General features: G+C 38.4%; 20 protein-coding genes. 14 read left to right on the forward strand and 6 right to left on the reverse strand.

Annotated features, from left to right (window positions below; all coding sequences use genetic code 11):
- Window positions 1–57 precede the first annotated feature (57 nt).
- The 4 genes from ACZ427_RS07655 to ACZ427_RS07670 are packed head-to-tail and all read left to right on the forward strand — an operon-like array spanning window position 58 to window position 4,706.
- Complete coding sequence (locus ACZ427_RS07655; protein ID WP_461179564.1) at window positions 58–1,377, forward strand: solute carrier family 23 protein; 1,320 nt, start codon at window positions 58–60, stop codon at window positions 1,375–1,377.
- Window positions 1,377–2,462, forward strand: coding sequence for a LuxE/PaaK family acyltransferase (locus ACZ427_RS07660; protein ID WP_461179563.1), 1,086 nt, complete (start codon window positions 1,377–1,379; stop codon window positions 2,460–2,462). Before ACZ427_RS07655 ends, ACZ427_RS07660 begins: the two co-directional genes overlap by 1 nt.
- A 9-nt stretch (window positions 2,463–2,471) precedes the next feature.
- A complete protein-coding gene (locus ACZ427_RS07665) occupies window positions 2,472–3,923 on the forward strand; it encodes an acyl-CoA reductase (RefSeq protein ID WP_461179562.1) in 1,452 nt (483 codons plus the stop codon).
- 15 nt (window positions 3,924–3,938) lie between these two features.
- Window positions 3,939–4,706, forward strand: coding sequence for a 3-oxoacyl-ACP reductase (locus ACZ427_RS07670; RefSeq protein WP_461179561.1), 768 nt, complete (start codon window positions 3,939–3,941; stop codon window positions 4,704–4,706).
- A 272-nt stretch (window positions 4,707–4,978) separates the two neighbouring features.
- On the opposite strand, the gene ACZ427_RS07675 is transcribed toward ACZ427_RS07670, so the two are convergent.
- The 3 genes from ACZ427_RS07675 to ACZ427_RS07685 all read right to left on the reverse strand — a co-directional run bounded on the left by ACZ427_RS07675 (window position 4,979) and on the right by ACZ427_RS07685 (window position 6,962).
- Window positions 4,979–5,152 (reverse strand): hypothetical protein, encoded by a 174-nt coding sequence (locus ACZ427_RS07675; RefSeq protein ID WP_461179560.1) that lies wholly within the window; start codon window positions 5,150–5,152, stop codon window positions 4,979–4,981.
- A gap of 206 nt (window positions 5,153–5,358) precedes the next feature.
- Window positions 5,359–5,565, reverse strand: a complete 207-nt coding sequence (locus ACZ427_RS07680) for a DUF1657 domain-containing protein (protein ID WP_461179559.1) — start codon at window positions 5,563–5,565, stop codon at window positions 5,359–5,361.
- Window positions 5,566–5,777: 212 nt separating this feature from the next.
- Window positions 5,778–6,962, reverse strand: a complete 1,185-nt coding sequence (locus ACZ427_RS07685) for an NADH-dependent flavin oxidoreductase (protein ID WP_461179558.1) — start codon at window positions 6,960–6,962, stop codon at window positions 5,778–5,780.
- 260 nt (window positions 6,963–7,222) lie between these two features.
- On the opposite strand from ACZ427_RS07685, the gene ACZ427_RS07690 reads away from it, so the two are divergent.
- The 5 genes from ACZ427_RS07690 to ACZ427_RS07710 all read left to right on the forward strand — a co-directional run bounded on the left by ACZ427_RS07690 (window position 7,223) and on the right by ACZ427_RS07710 (window position 11,428).
- On the forward strand, window positions 7,223–7,555 hold the full coding sequence (locus ACZ427_RS07690; protein WP_461179557.1) for a glycine cleavage system H family protein: 333 nt from the start codon (window positions 7,223–7,225) through the stop codon (window positions 7,553–7,555).
- A gap of 101 nt (window positions 7,556–7,656) precedes the next feature.
- Window positions 7,657–8,451, forward strand: a complete 795-nt coding sequence (locus ACZ427_RS07695; protein WP_461179556.1) for a protein-ADP-ribose hydrolase — start codon at window positions 7,657–7,659, stop codon at window positions 8,449–8,451.
- A 9-nt stretch (window positions 8,452–8,460) separates the two neighbouring features.
- The gene (locus ACZ427_RS07700; protein ID WP_461179555.1) at window positions 8,461–9,345 is read left to right on the forward strand and encodes an SIR2 family NAD-dependent protein deacylase; all 885 of its coding nucleotides are present in this window, start codon (window positions 8,461–8,463) and stop codon (window positions 9,343–9,345) included.
- A gap of 13 nt (window positions 9,346–9,358) precedes the next feature.
- Window positions 9,359–10,390 carry a lipoate--protein ligase gene (locus ACZ427_RS07705; RefSeq protein ID WP_461179554.1) on the forward strand — a complete coding sequence of 344 codons (1,032 nt, stop codon included), beginning with the start codon at window positions 9,359–9,361 and terminating at the stop codon, window positions 10,388–10,390.
- Between the two features lie 24 nt (window positions 10,391–10,414).
- On the forward strand, window positions 10,415–11,428 hold the full coding sequence (locus ACZ427_RS07710) for an LLM class flavin-dependent oxidoreductase (protein ID WP_461179553.1): 1,014 nt from the start codon (window positions 10,415–10,417) through the stop codon (window positions 11,426–11,428).
- Between the two features lie 505 nt (window positions 11,429–11,933).
- Here the strand turns inward: ACZ427_RS07710 and ACZ427_RS07715 are convergent.
- Both ACZ427_RS07715 and ACZ427_RS07720 read right to left on the reverse strand, forming a co-directional pair.
- The gene (locus tag ACZ427_RS07715; RefSeq protein ID WP_461179552.1) at window positions 11,934–12,539 is read right to left on the reverse strand and encodes a spore germination protein; all 606 of its coding nucleotides are present in this window, start codon (window positions 12,537–12,539) and stop codon (window positions 11,934–11,936) included.
- Window positions 12,540–12,597: 58 nt separating this feature from the next.
- Entirely contained in the window at window positions 12,598–12,900 is a 303-nt protein-coding gene (locus tag ACZ427_RS07720; protein WP_461179551.1) for a hypothetical protein, read from the reverse strand.
- Window positions 12,901–13,715: 815 nt separating this feature from the next.
- Between ACZ427_RS07720 and ACZ427_RS07725 the strand changes: the two genes are divergently transcribed.
- Window positions 13,716–14,669 (forward strand): ketopantoate reductase family protein, encoded by a 954-nt coding sequence (locus tag ACZ427_RS07725; RefSeq protein ID WP_461179550.1) that lies wholly within the window; start codon window positions 13,716–13,718, stop codon window positions 14,667–14,669.
- A gap of 181 nt (window positions 14,670–14,850) precedes the next feature.
- On the opposite strand, the gene lexA is transcribed toward ACZ427_RS07725, so the two are convergent.
- Window positions 14,851–15,474 carry a transcriptional repressor LexA gene (gene lexA / locus ACZ427_RS07730; RefSeq protein WP_461179549.1) on the reverse strand — a complete coding sequence of 208 codons (624 nt, stop codon included), beginning with the start codon at window positions 15,472–15,474 and terminating at the stop codon, window positions 14,851–14,853.
- A gap of 283 nt (window positions 15,475–15,757) precedes the next feature.
- On the opposite strand from lexA, the gene ACZ427_RS07735 reads away from it, so the two are divergent.
- The 4 genes from ACZ427_RS07735 (at window position 15,758) to sirA (ending at window position 19,738) form a co-directional block, all read left to right on the forward strand.
- Complete coding sequence (locus tag ACZ427_RS07735; RefSeq protein ID WP_461179548.1) at window positions 15,758–16,396, forward strand: YneB family resolvase-like protein; 639 nt, start codon at window positions 15,758–15,760, stop codon at window positions 16,394–16,396.
- 105 nt (window positions 16,397–16,501) lie between these two features.
- Complete coding sequence (locus ACZ427_RS07740; protein ID WP_461179547.1) at window positions 16,502–16,735, forward strand: DUF896 domain-containing protein; 234 nt, start codon at window positions 16,502–16,504, stop codon at window positions 16,733–16,735.
- A 136-nt stretch (window positions 16,736–16,871) separates the two neighbouring features.
- A complete protein-coding gene (tkt, locus tag ACZ427_RS07745) occupies window positions 16,872–18,875 on the forward strand; it encodes a transketolase (RefSeq protein WP_461179546.1) in 2,004 nt (667 codons plus the stop codon).
- 404 nt (window positions 18,876–19,279) lie between these two features.
- Window positions 19,280–19,738, forward strand: a complete 459-nt coding sequence (sirA, locus tag ACZ427_RS07750; RefSeq protein WP_461179545.1) for a sporulation inhibitor of replication protein SirA — start codon at window positions 19,280–19,282, stop codon at window positions 19,736–19,738.
- The last annotated feature ends 8 nt before the right edge of the window (window positions 19,739–19,746 follow it).

Raw genomic sequence — 19,746 nt, forward strand, 5'->3', positions numbered from 1 at the left:
AAATAGAAGTCACCCACTACCACGGGTGGCTTTTTTGTATATTAGGGGGATTTAGAGATGGTGCTAGAAAAAAAGGGTGCGACTGTAACAGTGGGGGTGGAAGAAAAACTTTCACCTGCAAAAGGTTTCCTCTTTGGTTTGCAGCATGTTTTTGTATCCAACGTCTGGCTTGATCCGATTTATGTTGCAGCTTTAATCGGTTTACCATTGGGGTTATCAGCCAATATGGTAAATGCAATCTTTATTGCCGCGGGTCTCGTTACGCTGATTCAAGCGACGAAATTCGTCCGTTTGCCTGTCATTCAAGGTCCATCAGCAGCTTTTGATGCACTGATAATCAGTGCTGGTAAATCGGGGAATTTAGCGGCTGCGGGTGGTGGGATTATTGTAAGTGCTATTATTGTTTTCTTTTTGGCAATCACCGGTATGTTAAGCCGGATGAAGTCCTTCTTCACCCCGGTTGTCACCGGAACCGTAATTTTTATCGTAGGAGTTGCCCTTTCTAGTTTTACTTTAGAGTTATTTTTAGGCGGAACCTCTAGTTCGGAAACATTTCTTGACGGTGGAATTTTAACGATGTCGATCGCTACGTCACTCATTGTCCTTTTATTGTCCAATTTTGGCCAAGGAAAGTTACGTTCTTATTCATTCTTAATTGCCCTGGTAATAGGGGATCTCATCGGGCTTATGCTTGGGTATATTGATTTTTCTGTTATCACCGAGAGCGGTTGGATCGGTTTACCGCATTTTCTTCCCTATGGTGCACTTACGTTTGATTGGGTCACGTTCGGTGCTTTCTTTTTTGCTTACATCGTGGCAGTAATTGAGGCGATGGGGGTTTATCATGCCGCTGCTGAAATGGTTGATGTAAAGTTGGATGACAAGCGGATTCGTGGCGGGTTTGCCGGGGAGTCTATAGGTTCGTTGGCATCTACACTAATCGGAGGGTTCCCGACTACGGCTTACGGTCAAAACGTTGGTTTAATTCGCTTGACAGGCGTAGGATCGCGCCATGCTGTAAAAGTAGCTGCAGTTATTTTCCTTGTATTAGGCTTTGTACCGAAAGCAGGTGCGTTACTAGCTGTAACGCCACATGCTGTGGTAGGAGGAATCTTTTTACCGGCTGCCGCGTCGCTCATTTTCACGGGACTGAATATTCTAGGCGGGATGAAAAAGACGGACGCAAACTTTATGATTGCCGGCCTTTCCATTTTATTGGCTATTGCCTTACCGGACTTTTTTGTGAAGGTTGAAGGCGGAGTGGGTGATTTTCTTGGTAACACCATTTTAGTCGGAGGAGTAAGTGCGATTATATTACAACTTATACTGATTCAGCTCCCGGGTTGGTTCAGTTTTAAAAAAGGAGGAAAAAAATAATGAGACAACAGACAAAGCAGATTATTGATCAAATTCTTTCTTATATTAACAAATCGGATGTAGAGGAAACAGACTTTCAAGCGTTGGCATTAAAACTATTCTCTTACCAATTCGAATACAACCTTCCATATAAAAAATATTGCCAAAAAAGGAGGAAAACACCCCTGACGATCCAACACTGGCAGGAGATTCCTGCTTTGCCAATCCAAGCATTTAAGGAGTTAACTTTATCCTGTGAGTCAACAAATGAACCCGAAGCTGTGTTTTTGACTAGTGGCACGACAAATGCTCAGAAACAGGGACAACATATTCATCCTACTTTAGAAGTATGGGATACATCGATGAAGACTGCGTTTAATCAATTTGTTTTACCAGATCAAAAGGCAATGACCATTTATGTGATCTCTCCTGCTGAAGACTTGAATCAACAGTCTTCCTTGTCCCGCTATTTGACGATGGCGGTTAAGCATTTTGGTAAAGAAGACAGCAATTATTTTTTCAAAGAAGACGGGCTTGATATGGAGGCATTGACCACAGCTTTAAAAGAAAGTGAAAAGAAACAAGAACCTGTTTTACTGATGGGCGCTTCTTCCGCTTATGTTCACTTTTTAGATTATTGCAGGGAGAACGGTCTCACGTTCCAACTTACAGAAGGTAGTCGGATATTTGATACAGGCGGCTTTAAAGGAAAATCCCGTGAGATGCCTCGAAATGAAGTGTATGAATCTTTTGTGAGGACATTTGATGTTGATAAAAACAGCTGTATTAACATGTATGGAATGACGGAATTAAGTTCGCAAATTTATGAAGTAACAGCTCGAGAGCCCAATTTGGAAAAGTTGACCCCGGCATGGGTAAAGACGCTCGTTCTTGATCCAGATACATTGCAGCCGATGAAAGATGGAGAAGTTGGTGTGCTTGCCCATTATGATTTAGCTAATTGGAATTCCTGTATTGGAATTTTGACTGAGGATATCGGTTATCAGACGGACAATGGTTTTGTTCTTCTCGGACGTGCAAAGGGATCAGAAGCCCGTGGCTGTTCAATTGCTGTAGATGAACTTATGAAGGCTAATCGAAAGTAGGGAGCTTTGATGAACAAAGAACAATACGAGACAGGCGCTTATTTCATTCCCGAAACGATTCAACTGACGTCTTTTACAACACGGGAATTTGAATCTGGAGAAGAGAAATTAATTCTAAAATATCCTGATCTTTCAGGTGAAGATATTCAATTCATTTCGAAGACCATAAAGAAAAATCAAAAGATTTACCTGAAGGATCTCAAAATTGCTGAAGTGATAGATATCGTGGATACAGCTGTGCAAAAATGGCTAGATCCTGATTACCACCTGCGGAAATTTGCAGAGAAATGGCTCCCTGTCGTCACAGGCTATGACTCGGAGATGATTCGACTTGAATTAAAGCGATTCCTGCGAACGTTTCGTAAAAAAGAGCTGCTTCGCTTCATACTGGAGGAATTCGATGATCCAACTGTACTTGATGATTTTCGCCCCAGAAAAAAGGGCGGTTTCAGCAAAGCATTTGGCCCAAATCTTATCCTTCATTTTTTTTCAGGGAATGTTCCCGGACTCCCTGTGTGGAATTTGGTCATGGGCTTACTGGTAAAGTCGGGGCAATTGGGAAAAACTTCTTCTTCAGAACCCCTGATGCCTGTTTTATTTGCCCAATCTCTGGCCGAAGTTGATACAAATCTTGCCAGGGCGTTAGCAATCTTGCCTTGGAAAGGCGGTGAGTATGAGCTTGAGCAACCGGCAATAGCAGAAGCTGAAGCAGTGGTTGCCTATGGATCAAGTGAATCTGTTGAAAACATCAGGGATCGGGTTCCGGCACACAAACGATTTTTAAGCTATGGTCATAAAATTAGTTTTGCGATGATTGGGCAAGAGTCCCTGACAGCGGATCGTTATAAGGAAACAGCACATCGCTTAGCCGAAGATGTTTCCGTCTATGATCAGCAGGGGTGCTTATCCCCCCAAAGCATATATGTAGAAGAAGGTGGGGTAGTCAGTCCACGGGAATTTGCCCAACTCTTAGCTAAAGAAATGGATCATTACAACGACAAGAAGCCAAGAGCTATTATTTCAGACGAGGAAGCATTAGCGATTCGGTCACTTCGTAGCCAATATGAATTTCAAACAGAAAATGCTGTGTATTCCTGTCCTAACGATACCAGCTGGACGGTCATTTACCATCCAGAACCTGAATTTGAAGCCTCTCCTTTAAATCGGGCCGTCCATATATTTAGATGTACAAGATTAGAGGAGATTCCTTCGATTCTTTTGCCCTACCGCCAATATTTACAAACAGTCGGTGTAACTGTTGGACCAAGACGGTTATTCCAGCTGTCTGAACGGCTGGGGGAGGTGGGAGTTAACCGGATTTGTTCCGTAGGGAAAATGTCACAAGCACCTTCTGGATGGCATCATGACGGCCAGTTTAATTTATTGAATCTCATTCGTTGGACAGATATTGAAACGAGTGCTGAACAAAGCGCAGAGCTGTTTGACGCAGACTCAGAATAGAGGAGGTTTTAAAAAGTGAATTTGAAAGGAAAAATTACGCTTGTAACTGGGGCGAGCCGAGGCATTGGTGCCGCGATTGCAAAGGATTTTGGCGACGAAGGTGCGTTCGTTATCGTCAATTATCTCAAAAGTGAATCGAGGGCAGCGGCCATTGTCGATCATATTCAAGAAAATGGCGGGGAAGCCATATCAATGCAAGCGGATGTTACCGATGAAAAATCAGTGCAAGACATGGTCACAAAAGTTGTCGAATCCTTTGGCGCTATTGACGTGGTTGTTAATAATGCGTTACCTCACTACACATTCAACCCGAAAACGCGTAAAATGGCGTGGGAAATGAAGTGGCAAGATTATCAGAAACAAATTGAGGGTAGTATGGGGGGGACTTTTAACGTTTGTAAAGCGGTCATGCCCTATATGAAAGAGCAAAACAATGGGCGCATCATTAATATGATCACTAATTTAATAGATCTCCCTCTAGTTCCTTACCACGACTATACTTCTGCAAAATCAGGGCTTCTAGGGTATAGTCGCAACCTCGCAGTAGACTTAGGACGTTTTGGTATAACGGTGAACTGCGTAGCACCGGGATTGACGTATCCAACTGATTCCAGTCGAGAAACAAAAGAAGATGTCCGTGAAGAGATTGTCCGTCTTACTCCGATGGGTAAAATAGCTACCCCCACAGACATCACCGGGAGTGTCCTATTTTTCGCCTCAGATTGGGCATCATTTGTTACTGGGCAATGTATTCGTGTTGATGGCGGTTTGGTAATGGGATAGAGATTACAAAATATCGTACTTGTCGGTGCACAGGTGGGAGTAATTTTTTCCAAAAAGATGAAAGGTTCGCCAGACATCGGCTGCCCATTGCCATTCACCGTCTAAGATTATAAAGTTTTAATTCAATAACGGGTATCGCCAACATTTCGTAGGATTTTTGAAAATGTTGGCGCCCCCAATAGTAAGACTTCTGTTGTGATGAAGAACTTATAAAAAGAACTGATTTTAACTCTATATCTGGGCAGTCAGTCAAAAGTCTTCTTGACTAATTATTAGTGATTTCCGTTTTGTTGTTCTTCCTCTATCTCATTTTCTCCCTGATCTTGCTGTTCAGAAGGCTCTTCAGTGGGGTCTGGCTCCTGTTCATCAACTGTGCCACAACCGAACAATAGACCAGTGGATAGAATTGCTGCAAGCGTACCAAATATTAATTTTCTTAATTTCATTGTATTCACCTCGCTTAAGCATATCATTCCGTTTTAGTACTTTCCTACTTTTTGAATTTTTCATGAAATAATTAGCATATCAAAAAGCAAACTGAAAATAATTGCTAATTGATTTATTAAGCTTTAATGCATAGTTAGAATTCGTGAATGAATGGAAACTAAATGATTTTAATTGATTTTCTTTGCTCAAAGTTCCCTCATCACTTTTATTGTTGTTTATACTGAGGTTCTTCTTGCTCTATGTCATGAAGACGGGGAGTAAGATTATCAACAATCATTTGTGTCTGCTGAGCAGCATTTTGGTAAAGTTGTTTTGCTTCTTTATTCTCGGTTCCAAGAGCGAAGGTTTCTAAGCTTGCTTGGGCGCTTTTTAAACCAGCTAATGTTTGTTTTACTTGGGTTCCTACTGTCATAATGAATTCCTCCTTGATGAAATTGAATTAACAATCATAGGTTGACGATAAAGTGTTCCTTTTATGTATCCTAATATTTTCCATAGGAAGTAAATACAACAGACCCAATTCAATTATTTATGATGAAAAGCCAATTTATTACAGAAAAAACACCAAGCCTTACCTCTAAACGAGTTTAATAAGGATTGGTGTTTTTTTGTGATTGTCTAGCACTATTTATATAATCTGCGCAATTCTTGGCGGGCAACCTCTGAAAGCGATCCGCCAATATCCATTAATTCAACAATGTCTTTAAAGGCTCTTTCGGGAATCGCTAAATCGACTAGTTCTTCTGGAGAAAAACCTAAGTTAATCTCATCTTCCCGGCCTTCTTTTAATTTGGTAACAAAGTCAGGTTCGGTAACGAAAGGTGTAGACGCCCCGACCATATCAGAAAACCGGAAAGCTTCTAGTGCTTTTTCTGGTGAGTTGATGCCGCCAGTGGCCATAACCGGAATACGACTAGCAATATGTTCGTAAACAACTTGATTCATGAATTCATCTTTAAATTTACCTTGACGAATCGTTTGTTTATAAATATTTTTGCCCCAACTTGCAGTAGCTAAATATTGGATATTTGCTACTTCCATGATTCTATCCATGAAATAAAGGAAGTCTTCTACACTGTAGCCAATTTCATTGCCGCGTGTTTCTTCTGGCGTGCCGCGAAAGCCAAGGATAAAGTCAGCAGGTGCTTCTTCATCAATAACATTCTGAACAGCTCCCATCACTTCAATTCCAAAAAGTGCACGATTTTCAATATTTTGAGCACCGTATTCATCATCACGCTTATTTGAAAAGGTGGATAAGAACGTTTGAATTAATAAGCGCTGAGCACTTGAAATTTCAACTCCATCAAAACCGGCTTTAATCGCACGACGAGTTGCATCAGCATATTGGGTAATGACATGTTGAATTTTACGCTTGGTCATCGGTAAGACGGTATGTTCAACGGGACTTTTCAAGTTCATTTTACTTGGACCATAAACGACACCAAAATCCTTAAGCGATATTTTGGCGAAACGACCAGCATGAGTTAATTGAATAATTGCCTTAGCCCCATCTTTTTTCATTGCTTGAGCAAGTTGCTTGAGTCCTTGGATGCTGCGATTGTCATCGATACTAAAGCCATATTCAAACAATTGCCCATATTCTTCGATATACGCAGCACCTGTAACTTGAAGAGGTGCTGAACGAGCACGTCGCTTTGCATAAGCCAAATCTTCTTGCGTAACATAACCTTCAATGGTTGAAGAATTTGTAATCATCGGGGATAGGACAAAACGATTATCTAATTCAACACCATTTGGCAGGGTGATCGTTTCAAACAAAGGTCTGTATTCTTCTGTTGTCTTCATTTGTATATTATCCAATTCCCTCCATAATGCTGTATTTACTGTTAACTTAAAGCTATCACCTATGGTAAGTACTGTTAAATTAATACAGTTTTTCTGCCTGTAACAATAGATTTGTTCAAGATAAATTTATCATAGATTGTAATAATTAGCTATCTTAATAAATTTATTAAGAGAATAAGCTGCCTCGTTGGAGGTATTGCTAATACATGATATACTGAAATTTATTATGATGAAATTTAAATAAGAAAGAAGGATTAGTAGTGAGAAAACGAGCAAATTTTTTATTCATAGAAAAAAATGATGATGTTTATACGTTAACTATGACACCAGAAATACAAGATGATATTGGTACTGTTGGATTTGTTGAATACACTGATGGGGATACACTTAACGTAGATGATGCAATTTTAAACTTAGAAGCTTCAAAGACTGTTCTTGAACTAGATTCTCCATTAGCTGGCAAAATTGTTGAGCGCAATGAAGCGGCAATAAGTGAACCAACCCTTCTAAACTCAGCCAAAACTGAAGAAAATTGGGTAGTAAAATTAACAGAAGTGGACGAAGAAGCATTTAACCAATTAGAAGAAGCTTAATTAATAAATGCTTGACAGATCTATTCAATTTTTAATCAGAGAGCTGGTTAACAGTCGTAATAGGTCTGTTTTTTGTAAGTATATTTCGGAAGGAGCAGGATATGGATCAAGAAGCTAGATTAGATTATCTGATTGATTACTTATTGAACGAGAACCCAAACGCGAACGAACAAATGATTCGGGGTAATGCGGATATCGCAGAAGACAAAATAGCGTTGTTTCGGGGATTGTGTAATATCCGACAACCTGAACCGGTTACAGAACAATTTCTTAAGGTTCAAGATGCTTTCTTAGCACAGTGGAATAACGAACGAAACGTAACCTCATTGCATGATTTAGAAGCTTTTCAGCCGCAACTTTATTTATGGCAAGGTGATATTACGCGTCTGGCAGTTGATGCAATTGTTAATGCAGCCAACAGTGATTTGCTCGGTTGCACGCAAGCAAATCATCATTGTATCGACAATATTATACATACCCGTGCGGGCGTGCAATTGCGGTTAGCTTGTGATGAGCTGATAAAAGCACAAGCCCGCAAAGAGCCAATGGGGAAAGCGAAAATGACGAAAGCTTACAATTTGCCGTCAAACTTTTGTATACATACCGTCGGACCATTTATCGACCAACGTGGTGTCTCACCGTTAAAAGAGCATTTACTGGCTTCGTCTTATTATTCTTGTTTAACATTAGCGGATGAGTACCAATTAGGCACTATTGCATTTTGCTGTATTTCGACAGGTGAATTTAATTTCCCTAATCAACGTGCAGCTGAGATTGCGATTCAAACGGTGAAAGAATATATAAGAAACACCCAATCAAAACTTCATGTTATCTTTAATGTGTTTAAAGATGAGGATTTACAAATTTACCAGACATTATTAGCGGGAAAAGAATAGGGGATTGTTATGCAACAACTTAATAGACCTTGGCAGACATTAACGATGGAATCATCATTGTCACAAGCCAATTTATTAAACCAACTAATAGATGAAGCTGAGGCAATTATCATTGGGATTGGTGCGGGGATGTCTGCAGCGGCTGGATTTACATATGTAGGAAAACGGTTTACGAATGCTTTTCCAGATTTTCTAGCGAAGTATCGCTTCTTTGATATGTTACAAGCAAGTCTTTTTCATTTTGAAGATGATCAAGAGTATTGGGCTTTTCAAAGTCGTTTCAGTTTGTTGAATTACTTTGACCAACCAGTAGGACAAGCGTATGTTGATTTGCGCCACATGATGACGGGTAAAAATCATCATATTATTACAACGAATGCCGATAATGCGTTTTATGCAGCGGAGTTCGATATGGATAAAGTGTTTCGCATTCAAGGGGAATACGGGTTGTGGCAATGTTCTGAACATTGCCATCAGCAGACGTATCACGATGAGGCTTTAATTCGCCAAATGGTTGAGAAACAATCGAATATGAAGATACCTGCAAATTTAGTTCCTCATTGTCCGAAATGTGGAGCCGGTTTGGAAATTAACAAACGCAACGAAGAAAAAGGTATGGTCGAAGATGATCATTTCCATGAACAGAAAGAACGTTATCAACAATTCTTAAAAGAAAATCAGGATAAGAAAATACTCTTTTTGGAAATTGGGGTGGGACATACAACCCCACAATTTATTAAACATCCTTTCCAACAAATGACCGAAGAAAATGCGAAAGCGTTGTTTGTGACAATGAATCAAAAGGACTACTTCATTCCATATGCGATTCGTCCGCAAGCAGTACGAATTGATGAAGATATCGCTGAAGTGTTACATGCAATAGCAAGTGAATAATGGGGGATAGCAAATGTATTTAATTGAATCGAAACGTAATGGCGAATGGATTTATGACCCGGCAATGGCAATGGCATTACAGGAATATGTGAAAGACCATATTTTCTTGGATGATGATGTTTTGTTCCCATACATGATGCACCCGGCAGTTCAAATTGGAAAATTCCAGAATGCATACGAGGAAGTCAATCAGCCTTATATGGATGAACATAATATTAAAATCATTCGCCGTGAATCAGGTGGCGGTGCGATTTACCTCGATGACCGCAATATGAGTTTTTGTTTCTTATTTAATGGCGGTAATGACATTTATGGGAATTATGCACGTTTGTATGAACCGGCCGTTAAAGCACTTGAGAAGTTAGGTGTAGATAATGTAGAACATAAAGGGCGTAATGATTTAATTTTAGATGGTAAGAAAATTTCCGGTGCAGCGATGACCTTACAGAAGGGTCGCGTCTACGCTGGGTATTCGCTGCTATTAGATCCTAATTATGAAGCCATGGCATTCGTCTTGAATCCAAACCAAAAGAAAATTGAATCCCATGGCATTCAATCCGTCCGTAGCCGAGTAGGATCAATTCGTCCCCATTTAGCACCTGAATCCCAGGATATGACGGTCTGGGACTTTACGGATTATATGATTTGCCAATTACTTGGCGTGAATGATGTTAGTGAAGCAAAACGTTATGAATTAACGCCAGAAGATTGGGCGGGTGTCGATAAAATTGCCGCTGAGAAGTACAACAATTGGGATTGGAACTATGGTCGCTTTAACCAGTTCGAATATCGGTTAACAGAACGATTTCCAATTGGAACGATCGGTGTCGGCTTAACGATTGAGCATGCTAAAATTGCTGCCATCCAGATTACGGGTGACTTCTTCGGAACAAAAGATATAAAAGAAATAGAAGAAGTTTTAGTCGGGGTACGGTTAAGAAAAGAGGACTTATTAAACGCGTTGAAGCCTTTGGATTTGTCTAATTATTTCGGAAATGTAACGAAAGAAGAATTTGTCAGCTTTATCTTAAGTGAAAATGCATAAGCGCCATAGGAGATAGAAAGAAGGGTGAAATTGGTTAAATTAGGGATTTTGGATTACGCTCAAATTGATGAAGGCAGCAATGCCCAAAAAGCTTTGCAGAATACGATTAAGCTAGCTCAATTAGCAGAATCATTAGATTATGAGCGATTTTGGATGGCAGAGCATCATAATGTTCCAGCTTTTGCCAGTAGCTCACCGGAACTCATCATGATGCGTTTAGCAGATGCGACAGAACGGATTCGTATCGGTTCAGGTGGTGTGATGATTCCGCATTATAGTCCTTATAAAGTAGCTGAAAATTTTCGGGTTCTCGAGGCGTTTCATCCTGGCCGAATTGATTTGGGAATAGGCAATACGATAGGAACGGCCATTGTGAATCGGACGTTGAATGAGAATAAAAAGAGTAAACTCAATTACGAGCAGAGTATTGTTGATTTAACGAAGTATTTGAGCGGCCAAGTGGATGAAAACCATCGTTTCTTTGGGATTACGGCTAATCCTGTAATTTCAACCATTCCCCAGATGTGGGTGTTATCAACCAGTGTTAGAAATGCCAAAATGGCTGCTAAACTGGGCATTGGCTATACATTTGGATTATTCCCGCTTGCAGGTATTGATAAATTAAATATTGGCATTCAAGCAGCGGAGACGTATCGTAGTGAATTTAAACCTTCCTCTTTCATGCCAAAACCCAAAGTGTCGATTGCCCCGTTTGTTGTCGTTGCTGAAACGAATGAGAAAGCTAAAAGATACGCAGAAGCATTGGATTTCTGGTTACTCGGCACGGATAACTTTGGCTATTTGAAAGAATTTCCATCAGTTGAATCAGCCCGACAACATCCTTATACAGAAGAGGAAAAGGCAATCACTCAAGCAAATCGAACCCGGATGGTAGTGGGCGATATTGATAGTGTCACAGAACAGTTAAATGAGTTGATTACGCAATTTAAGGCTGATGAAATCCTGTTAGTACCGCTTATGCCAGGTTTGGAAGCCCGCAAGAAAGCGATTGAATTATTGGCTGGAGCATTTAATTAGAATTACTTAGAGTTCGGTATGTTGCGGCTAAGTTAAAAATCCTTACTGCTAATCATACACTAACTGTAACGAAGTGATTTTTGTGATTTTTGTGTTTTTTAATATTCCACAATAGGCCGCACCTGTTAAATAAGAGAGTGGCTTTTGTATGGGGGATATTCACCCAATTTGCAGCTACCCTTAATGAGCAGCGGCATTAATACTGATACTTATGATGTCCGCACAGGGTTACTCTGTTTGTAGTACTGGGGGTATAAGAAATCATCAAAAACAGATTACGTCTGATGCCGGTTTAAAAGTGATGCTGAAGGAACAAAAAATCAATGTGTACAAACATTGATTCCGTGGTATAATTAACATAGAAAGATGATAAGTGCATACAATAACAAGACCGCCCATGCTGATACATGGAACGGTCGCAATAGACTGAACCCCGACAAGAGGGGTTGGCAGCTCAGGAAAATAATCCCTCACTTACCGGCTAAAGTGCATGAGGGATTATTTTTTATGGTCTATCCATGTTGATCCGGTCAAGGCGCCTGCGCACTTCTTCAACGATCTTACCGTCAGCAATGCCATTCATATACATGATTGCGACATCGGTTTGTGTAGCAGTACCGACTTGCGTTGTTTCAAGCCAAAGATCGGGGTTTTTAATCTTCCTTCTGATTAAAGAGGTATTGGTGCGGATGGCTTCGGTAAATCCCTCTTGTGATCCGCGAACAGCCTGGTCGGCTGTCGGCTGCGTAATAGCTCGTTTTTCTCCTCCCTCTGTACTGACGGAAAGCCCTGTTGTATGCCCATCTATCAAAATGACTGTGCTGCCTGTTAAAATAGAAGAAAAAAGATCTTTGACATAATGGATATATTTTATGTTTCCAGCTGATAAGGATTTATTTTTCAAGACTTCTACAATGTTTTGACGAATGGAATCTTGAGATGCTGATTCGACTGAACTAAAGGATACGCTTACTGCATTCATAAGGTCCCGAAGCGCTTCGCCATCTACAAGTCCATCTGTATAAAAAATAGCAGCTTTAAGCTGATGGTCCTTATCAATATACAATTCTCTAACTACAATATCGCTACTGTTTCCTAATCCGCTTTTCACTTCATCGATATTTTTCTGTAAGCTCTCGGGGAGTTTTTTTCTTTCGATTTGGACTCATTCACTTGTCTTCGTTTATAGCGCATGTTGCTCTCCTCTTGTGGATTTTTTTGTTGCTGATAGTATGAACAGTAACAGGATAGTTTATGAACATATTTATATATAATATAAAGGTATTGATGGATAAAAATTTTTCTGGCTGAATCATTTCATTAATAAACAATGTTGTAAGCGGACTTCTAGCAACATTAATTTCACTGATTTTTTTCTTGAGGCACGATTCATCTGATAAAACCTTTGAAGCACCTGAATTCCTTTTGGTTATACCAATATGGGTTGGAGGTGTATTGACTGGATTGTTCATCTACAAAAGCCAATCTCAGAAGTTTATCTATTTATTTCTATCTATCGTTATCACTTGGCTATCAAACCCCTTGGATTACAGATCGGCTCACTATTCCTATACCACATAAACGTATTAGCCATTTACTTTTTGGATTATAGTCTAAACCTTTTTTAAAATAAAATCCGAGAAAAGGCATTATAAAGGCTGGATTTAGACATGAAGTTGCCATCATTTAAGGATAAATATTCTAAAAGATGAAATGCTATAAATGAACATCCCATTGATAGGCAATACCTATGATTTTTATAGATACATTGATATTGAATAATACTCTGTAGCTTTATACAATTACTAGTATCAGAATACTTTCCTTATTTGTAATATATTGAAAGGGTACACGATAGAATTTTTCTAAAAATAGTTAAGAAATATTAAACGCGCAGTTTTTGACGATTGTTAACAATAACCGTGGTTCGAAATCTCCAAAATATCAACACTTAGGGTTCGTTGAGATGGAGCTGAAAAACAAACCAACCAATTCTGAATTAAATTGGATCCTTCGTTGACTTGATGAATATTGCTGTGGCTTGAGGGGGCGTACGCTCGACAGTAGAACATTGATAAGAGTATTATCCGGGTTGAAAGAGCTAGCAAACGGCCGTTCCACAGTGAGTAATGTGCAGATTTGGAGGGGTTTAGATGAGAGTGTGTTATTAATAATATTCGGGATCCATATCGAGCGGGAATTGGATATATGCAGAATAGACGTAGTATTGGGGACTTAACGCTATGCAGTAAAATGTATAGAAATATGAATACGAGGAGGGTTCTTTATGAAAATAGTAGTTATTGGTTCCGGTGCAATGGGAATGCTCTTTGGCGGCAAACTAGCGCTGCACGGATATGATACTACAATGGTTGATGTTGTTCCAGCTGTTATAGAAAAAATAAATAACCTAGGTTTATATCTAGAAGCTGATGATGGAGACCATTTGATTCCTATCAAGGCTGCGTTTGCAGAAAATATAAAAGAAGATGTAGATTTAGTCATTTTATTTACAAAAACAGTCTATTCAAGATCTGCTTTAGAGTCGGCAAAAAAATTTTTAGGTAGAGATACTTATGTGCTTACTCTTCAAAATGGACTAGGGAATATAGAATTAATCAATGAATATGTCCCAAACGATCACATTATTGTCGGAGTTACAAATCATCCAAGTGATATCAAGAGAATTGGACATATCAGTTCACATGGTTCAGGATATACAAAAATTATGTCCGCAAATGGCAAAGAAAATAAAATGCTATCTATCATTAATGACGCATTTCAAGATGCAGGTCTAAATAGTCAAATTGTTCCAGATATAATGGTATCCATTTGGGAAAAAGTTGCTTTTAATGCAGCAATTAATTCAACTACCGCTGTGTGCAGAATAACATGTGGAGAAATAGCTGTTACTGAACAAGGGAAACATCTTGTTTACACAATTGCAAAAGAAGCTGTTGCAGTTGCAAATGCTCACGGAGTAGCAGCTTCAGAAGAAACAGTTATAAATAATTTAACAACAATATTTAGAATTCATAAAAATCATTTTACATCAATGTCTACAGATATTGTTAACAAAAGGAAAACGGAAAATGAATTCATTAACGGTGGAATTGTAAAAAAAGCTCGAGAAGTAAATGTGGAGGTTCCTTATACTGAGGCATTATATGATTTAATTAGTACAATTGAAAATACATATGACATGCAAAAACTTACTACAGATACTGAAAAGGCTAATTAACCAACTTCGGAAAATAAGATAGAAATAAAGTATTCAAAGCATATTTTGAGAGTTAATGCTTTCAGAAAATTTAAGAATAGAAAACTTATTGTCCATGTGACTGTAGAAATTCAGTACAACTTACTATCGTTTCACTTCTATACATAGAGAAAATAAAAAAGCTGCCTGTCTGGCGGCTTTTTTAATGAATGTTTCGGTATAACCCAATAACCTTTCCAAGAATGGTTACATTATCATAGATTAAAGGGTCCATTGTTGCATTTTCCGGCTGTAGGCGAATATGATCTTTTTCTTTAAAGAAACGCTTAACGGTTGCTTCATTTTCATCGGTCATTGCAACTACAATATCACTGTTTTGTGCTATATTCTGCTGCTTTACAATGACCATATCACCGTTTAAAATGCCTGCTTCTACCATACTGTCACCATCAATAACAAGAATAAATAATTTATCATCAGGACTTGCACTTGAACTAGGTAAGGGGATAAATTCTTCAATATTCTCAACTGCAGTGATTGGGAGACCTGCTGTTACTTTACCAATAACCGGTGCATATCTTGCTTCTTCCTTAGGAATATTACTGTCCTCTGATAAATCCAATACCTCAATTGCTCTTGGTTTGGTAGGATCTCTTCTTATATATCCTTTACTTTCAATTCTTGAAAGATGTCCATGGACCGTAGAGCTGGAAGCAAGACCTACCGCTTCTGCAATTTCACGTACTGAAGGTGGATATCCCTTTTTACTGACTTCATCTTTTATATAATCAAGAATCAGCTGCTGTCTTTTTGAAAGCTTATTCATCTATCAAACACCTCGCACATATAGTATTTATTAATGATAGTTTACCATCTATGTTTCAAAAAAACAAACGTAAGTTCGAGAAAGAGATTGACAGGACCGTATGTTCGTGTATACTATAATCACGACCAGAACAAAGGTTCTAAAACTAATAGGAGGCATGTTGATATGTTTGAAAAAATAACAAAAACAGACGCATTTTATTTAGTTGCATTTATAATAATGTTAGGGTTTTTATACTTTGCTATGATAACCAGTTGATTGTTTATAAGAAGGAGTTTTTGTTGTGAACGTTATAATATATTGCAGGGTCAGTACAAATAAAACAGAGCAGGAAACATCATTGGCCAGACAAAAGCAGGAATTGGAAGATTTGGCGGTTCGTTATAATTTTACAGTAACGGAATGTATAGAAGAACAGGCGAGCGGATATGAGATTGATCGGGAAGGGATTTTTCAAATGCTGGATCACTTCTCTTCCGGTGATGCAGACTGTCTATTAATACAGGATGAGACGAGATTAGGACGTGGAAATACAAAGATCGCCTTATTCCATCAGTTGCAGAAATTAAATATATTAATATATACCGCTATACATGACGGGGAATTAGAATTATCTGAATCAGATTCGATGGTTCTGCAAATCGTCGGTATTGTGGAAGAATATCAACGAAAAATCCATAACGCCAAAATCAGGAGAGGAATGAAAAAAGCAGTCAGTGAAGGATACGATCCAACCAGAAATTTATCTAATCAGGATAAAGCATCTGGAAGAGAACGAATACCTTTCCCTATTGAAGAAGTAGTACGACTAAGAGCAAACGATCTTACATTTGAGGAAATCACAAAAACGTTAAATAACCTTGGATTTTCTGTATCAAAAGCAACTGTGCACCGAAGATTTAAGGAATTTCAAAATACTTGATTCTCATATATAGGAAGGGTAATATAAAAGTTCAGAAATAATTATGATTGAAATATTTCTGAACTTTTTTTGAAATTACGTCTCTATTAAGGAGGTTCCTATCATATGTTATCAAAAGAAAAAATCGAACGGATTAATCAACTGTCAAAAAAGTCAAAGGAAGAAGGGTTGACTGCTAAAGAAAAAGAGGAGCAGAAAGTTCTTCGTGAAGAATATTTAAAAAATGTTCGAAGTTCATTTAAAAACCAGTTTAAATCTATGACAGTAATGGACCCTGAAGGAAATGATGTTACACCTGACAAGGTAAAAGATCTACAGGACCGAAATAAAAAACATTAGAAAATATAGGGTTTAAAGCGTTACCATAATAAATTTATCACACAAGTCTTTTCATAACACTTGTTAAAGACAATGTTTCATTATAAAATAAATATGTGAAAAAATAACAAGTTAAAAATAGTAAAGGAGATAATACATGTCTAACAACATCGAACAGCAATCTATAAATACAATTCGTACATTGTCTATTGATGCAATTGAAAACGCAAACTCAGGCCATCCGGGCTTACCGATGGGAGCTGCACCTATGGCCTATACATTATGGACAGATTTTATGAATCATAATCCAAAGAATTCCAAATGGTTTAACAGAGACCGTTTTGTATTATCTGCGGGTCATGGCTCAATGCTTTTATATAGCTTACTGCATTTATCTGGTTATAATGTCACGATTGATGATCTAAAAGGATTCCGTCAATGGGGATCAAAAACTCCAGGACACCCAGAAGTGAATCATACAGATGGTGTCGAAGCAACGACCGGACCACTTGGACAAGGTATTGCTATGTCTGTTGGTATGGCAATGGCTGAAGCTCATTTAAGTGCGAAATTTAATAAAGATGACATTAAGGTTGTAGATCATCATACGTATGCAATAGTCAGTGATGGAGATTTAATGGAAGGGATTTCTCATGAAGCTGCATCATTGGCAGGTCATTTGGGATTAGGTAAACTTATCGCATTGTATGATTCAAATGATATTTCGTTAGACGGTGAATTAAATCGTTCCTTCTCGGATAACTCAGAACAACGTTTTAAAGCATATGGATGGCAAGTTCTTCGAGTAGAAGACGGTAATGATACAAATGCTTTAAGAAATGCGATTAAAGAAGCCCAAGAAAATACGGATCAGCCAACACTAATCGAGGTTAAAACGATAATTGGTTATGGTTCACCAAATAAATCGGCTTCAGCTGCCTCTCATGGTGCGCCACTTGGTGGAGATGAAGTTAAACTAACAAAAGAATATTACAAATGGACACATGAAGATTTCCATGTTCCGGATGAAGTATATACTGATTTCGAAGCAAAAATAGTTAAACAAGGTGCTGAAGCAGAAAGTAGTTGGAATCAATTATTAGAAACATATAAAGGAAAATATCCAGAACTTGCAAAAGAGTTTGAACTTGCATTGAAGGGTGAACTTCCAGCAGGATGGGAAAAAGAACTCCCGGTATTTGAACCAGGAGAAGACACTCTTGCAACCAGAGCTTCTTCAGGTAAAGTGTTAAACGCAATTGCCAAAACAGTACCAAATTTCTTTGGCGGAAGTGCTGACTTAGCAGGGTCAAATAAAACAACAATTGAAGGGGAAGATGACTTCTCCCGTAAAAACCATGCGGGAAGAAATATTTGGTTTGGTGTACGTGAACATACAATGGGGGCTGCTTTAAATGGTATGGCCTTACATGGCGGTCTTAAAGTATTTGCTGGGACATTCTTTGTGTTCAGTGATTATTTAAGACCATCCGTTCGATTAGCTTCTATCATGAACGCACCTGTTACGTATGTATTTACACATGATTCGATTGCAGTAGGTGAAGACGGTCCTACACACGAACCGGTGGAACATTTAGCGGCATTGCGTGCAATTCCCGGCTTATCACTCATCCGCCCTGCAGATGCAAATGAAACACAAGCTGCCTGGAGATTATCATTGGAATCAAAAGATCAGCCGACTGCACTAGTGTTAACCAGACAAAACCTGCCAACACTGGAAGGAACCAAAGAAAAAGCTTACGAAGGTGTTAAAAAAGGTGCCTATGTAATAAGTAAATCAGAGAAAGAAACCCCTGATGCACTTTTACTGGCGACAGGTTCGGAAGTACAATTAGCAGTCGCCGCACAGAAAGAACTGAAGGAAAAAGGTACGGATGTAAGTGTTGTAAGCATGCCGTCCTGGGATCGTTTCAATGCTCAGGATGAAGCATATCAGAACGAAGTAATCCCTCCGCAGGTAAAAAGCCGTGTAGCAATTGAAATGGCATCCTCATTTGGTTGGGCGCGCTATGTAGGAGATCACGGTAAGGTATTAGGAATTGACACGTTTGGTGCATCTGCAAAAGGTGATAAAGTAATTGAGGAATATGGTTTCACAGTTGAAAATGTAATTAAATATGTTGAATCCGTAATTAAATAACTATATGTAAAAGATGGTTCCGATAGATGGAACCATCTTTTATTTTGTTTTTTTAAAAAAGACTATTGCTTTTTAAAACAGCAAGCGTTCTTTACGAGCGAGAAGGCTTATCACGATCCCTAAGGTGCGCGTAGTGTATTCCCATAGCGTGTAATCACACCAACCATAATTTCAAGTTACGTCGTATTTTATAACAAATACGAAGGTTAAGAGCAACAAACAATGCGACAGGAGCCTTTAATAAAAAGAAAAATTCTACTATATATGAATCAGTCATTACCAATACCTGAAACAAATAATGCACTATTGTGATTTTCGACAAAACTAGTGGGAGTTTGCACAATGAATTGACATTATTCTGAAATAGAATACGTATAATAGATTGTAAAAGGAGATTGATTTCAATGTATGAGTATTCTGTTTTTTGGATAAGAGAACAAATCGCTAAAAATTACTTTTATAAAAGTGATATCCTATATCGTTTTATTAATGATTATCAACATAACCAGAATCGTACTGATCTAAAAAGACAATTTAACTATATTACACATAATTTTTCGCAGCATAATATAATCTCTTATATCAAAAGATACTATAGTGATACGAATAAAGTTCAAATAACTAAATCCCAAATCGAAATAATAGAAGGAAATAAATTAATTACTTTACATGTGAGTAAAAAGCATATAAAATTCTCATGTGAAACATTACAGGATGCTGAGGATTTATTATTTCCTATGTTACGAAGTTTACAGCCAATTCTTTTTATTGTCGGAGTAAATATAGAAAATTTTGGCTGGATCTCACCTGTACAACGTGTTAGTAAATCACAAGATGAACAAGTGTTGTATTCTTATCTTTAATTTACTAT

The organism is Virgibacillus ainsalahensis, from assembly GCF_055380755.1.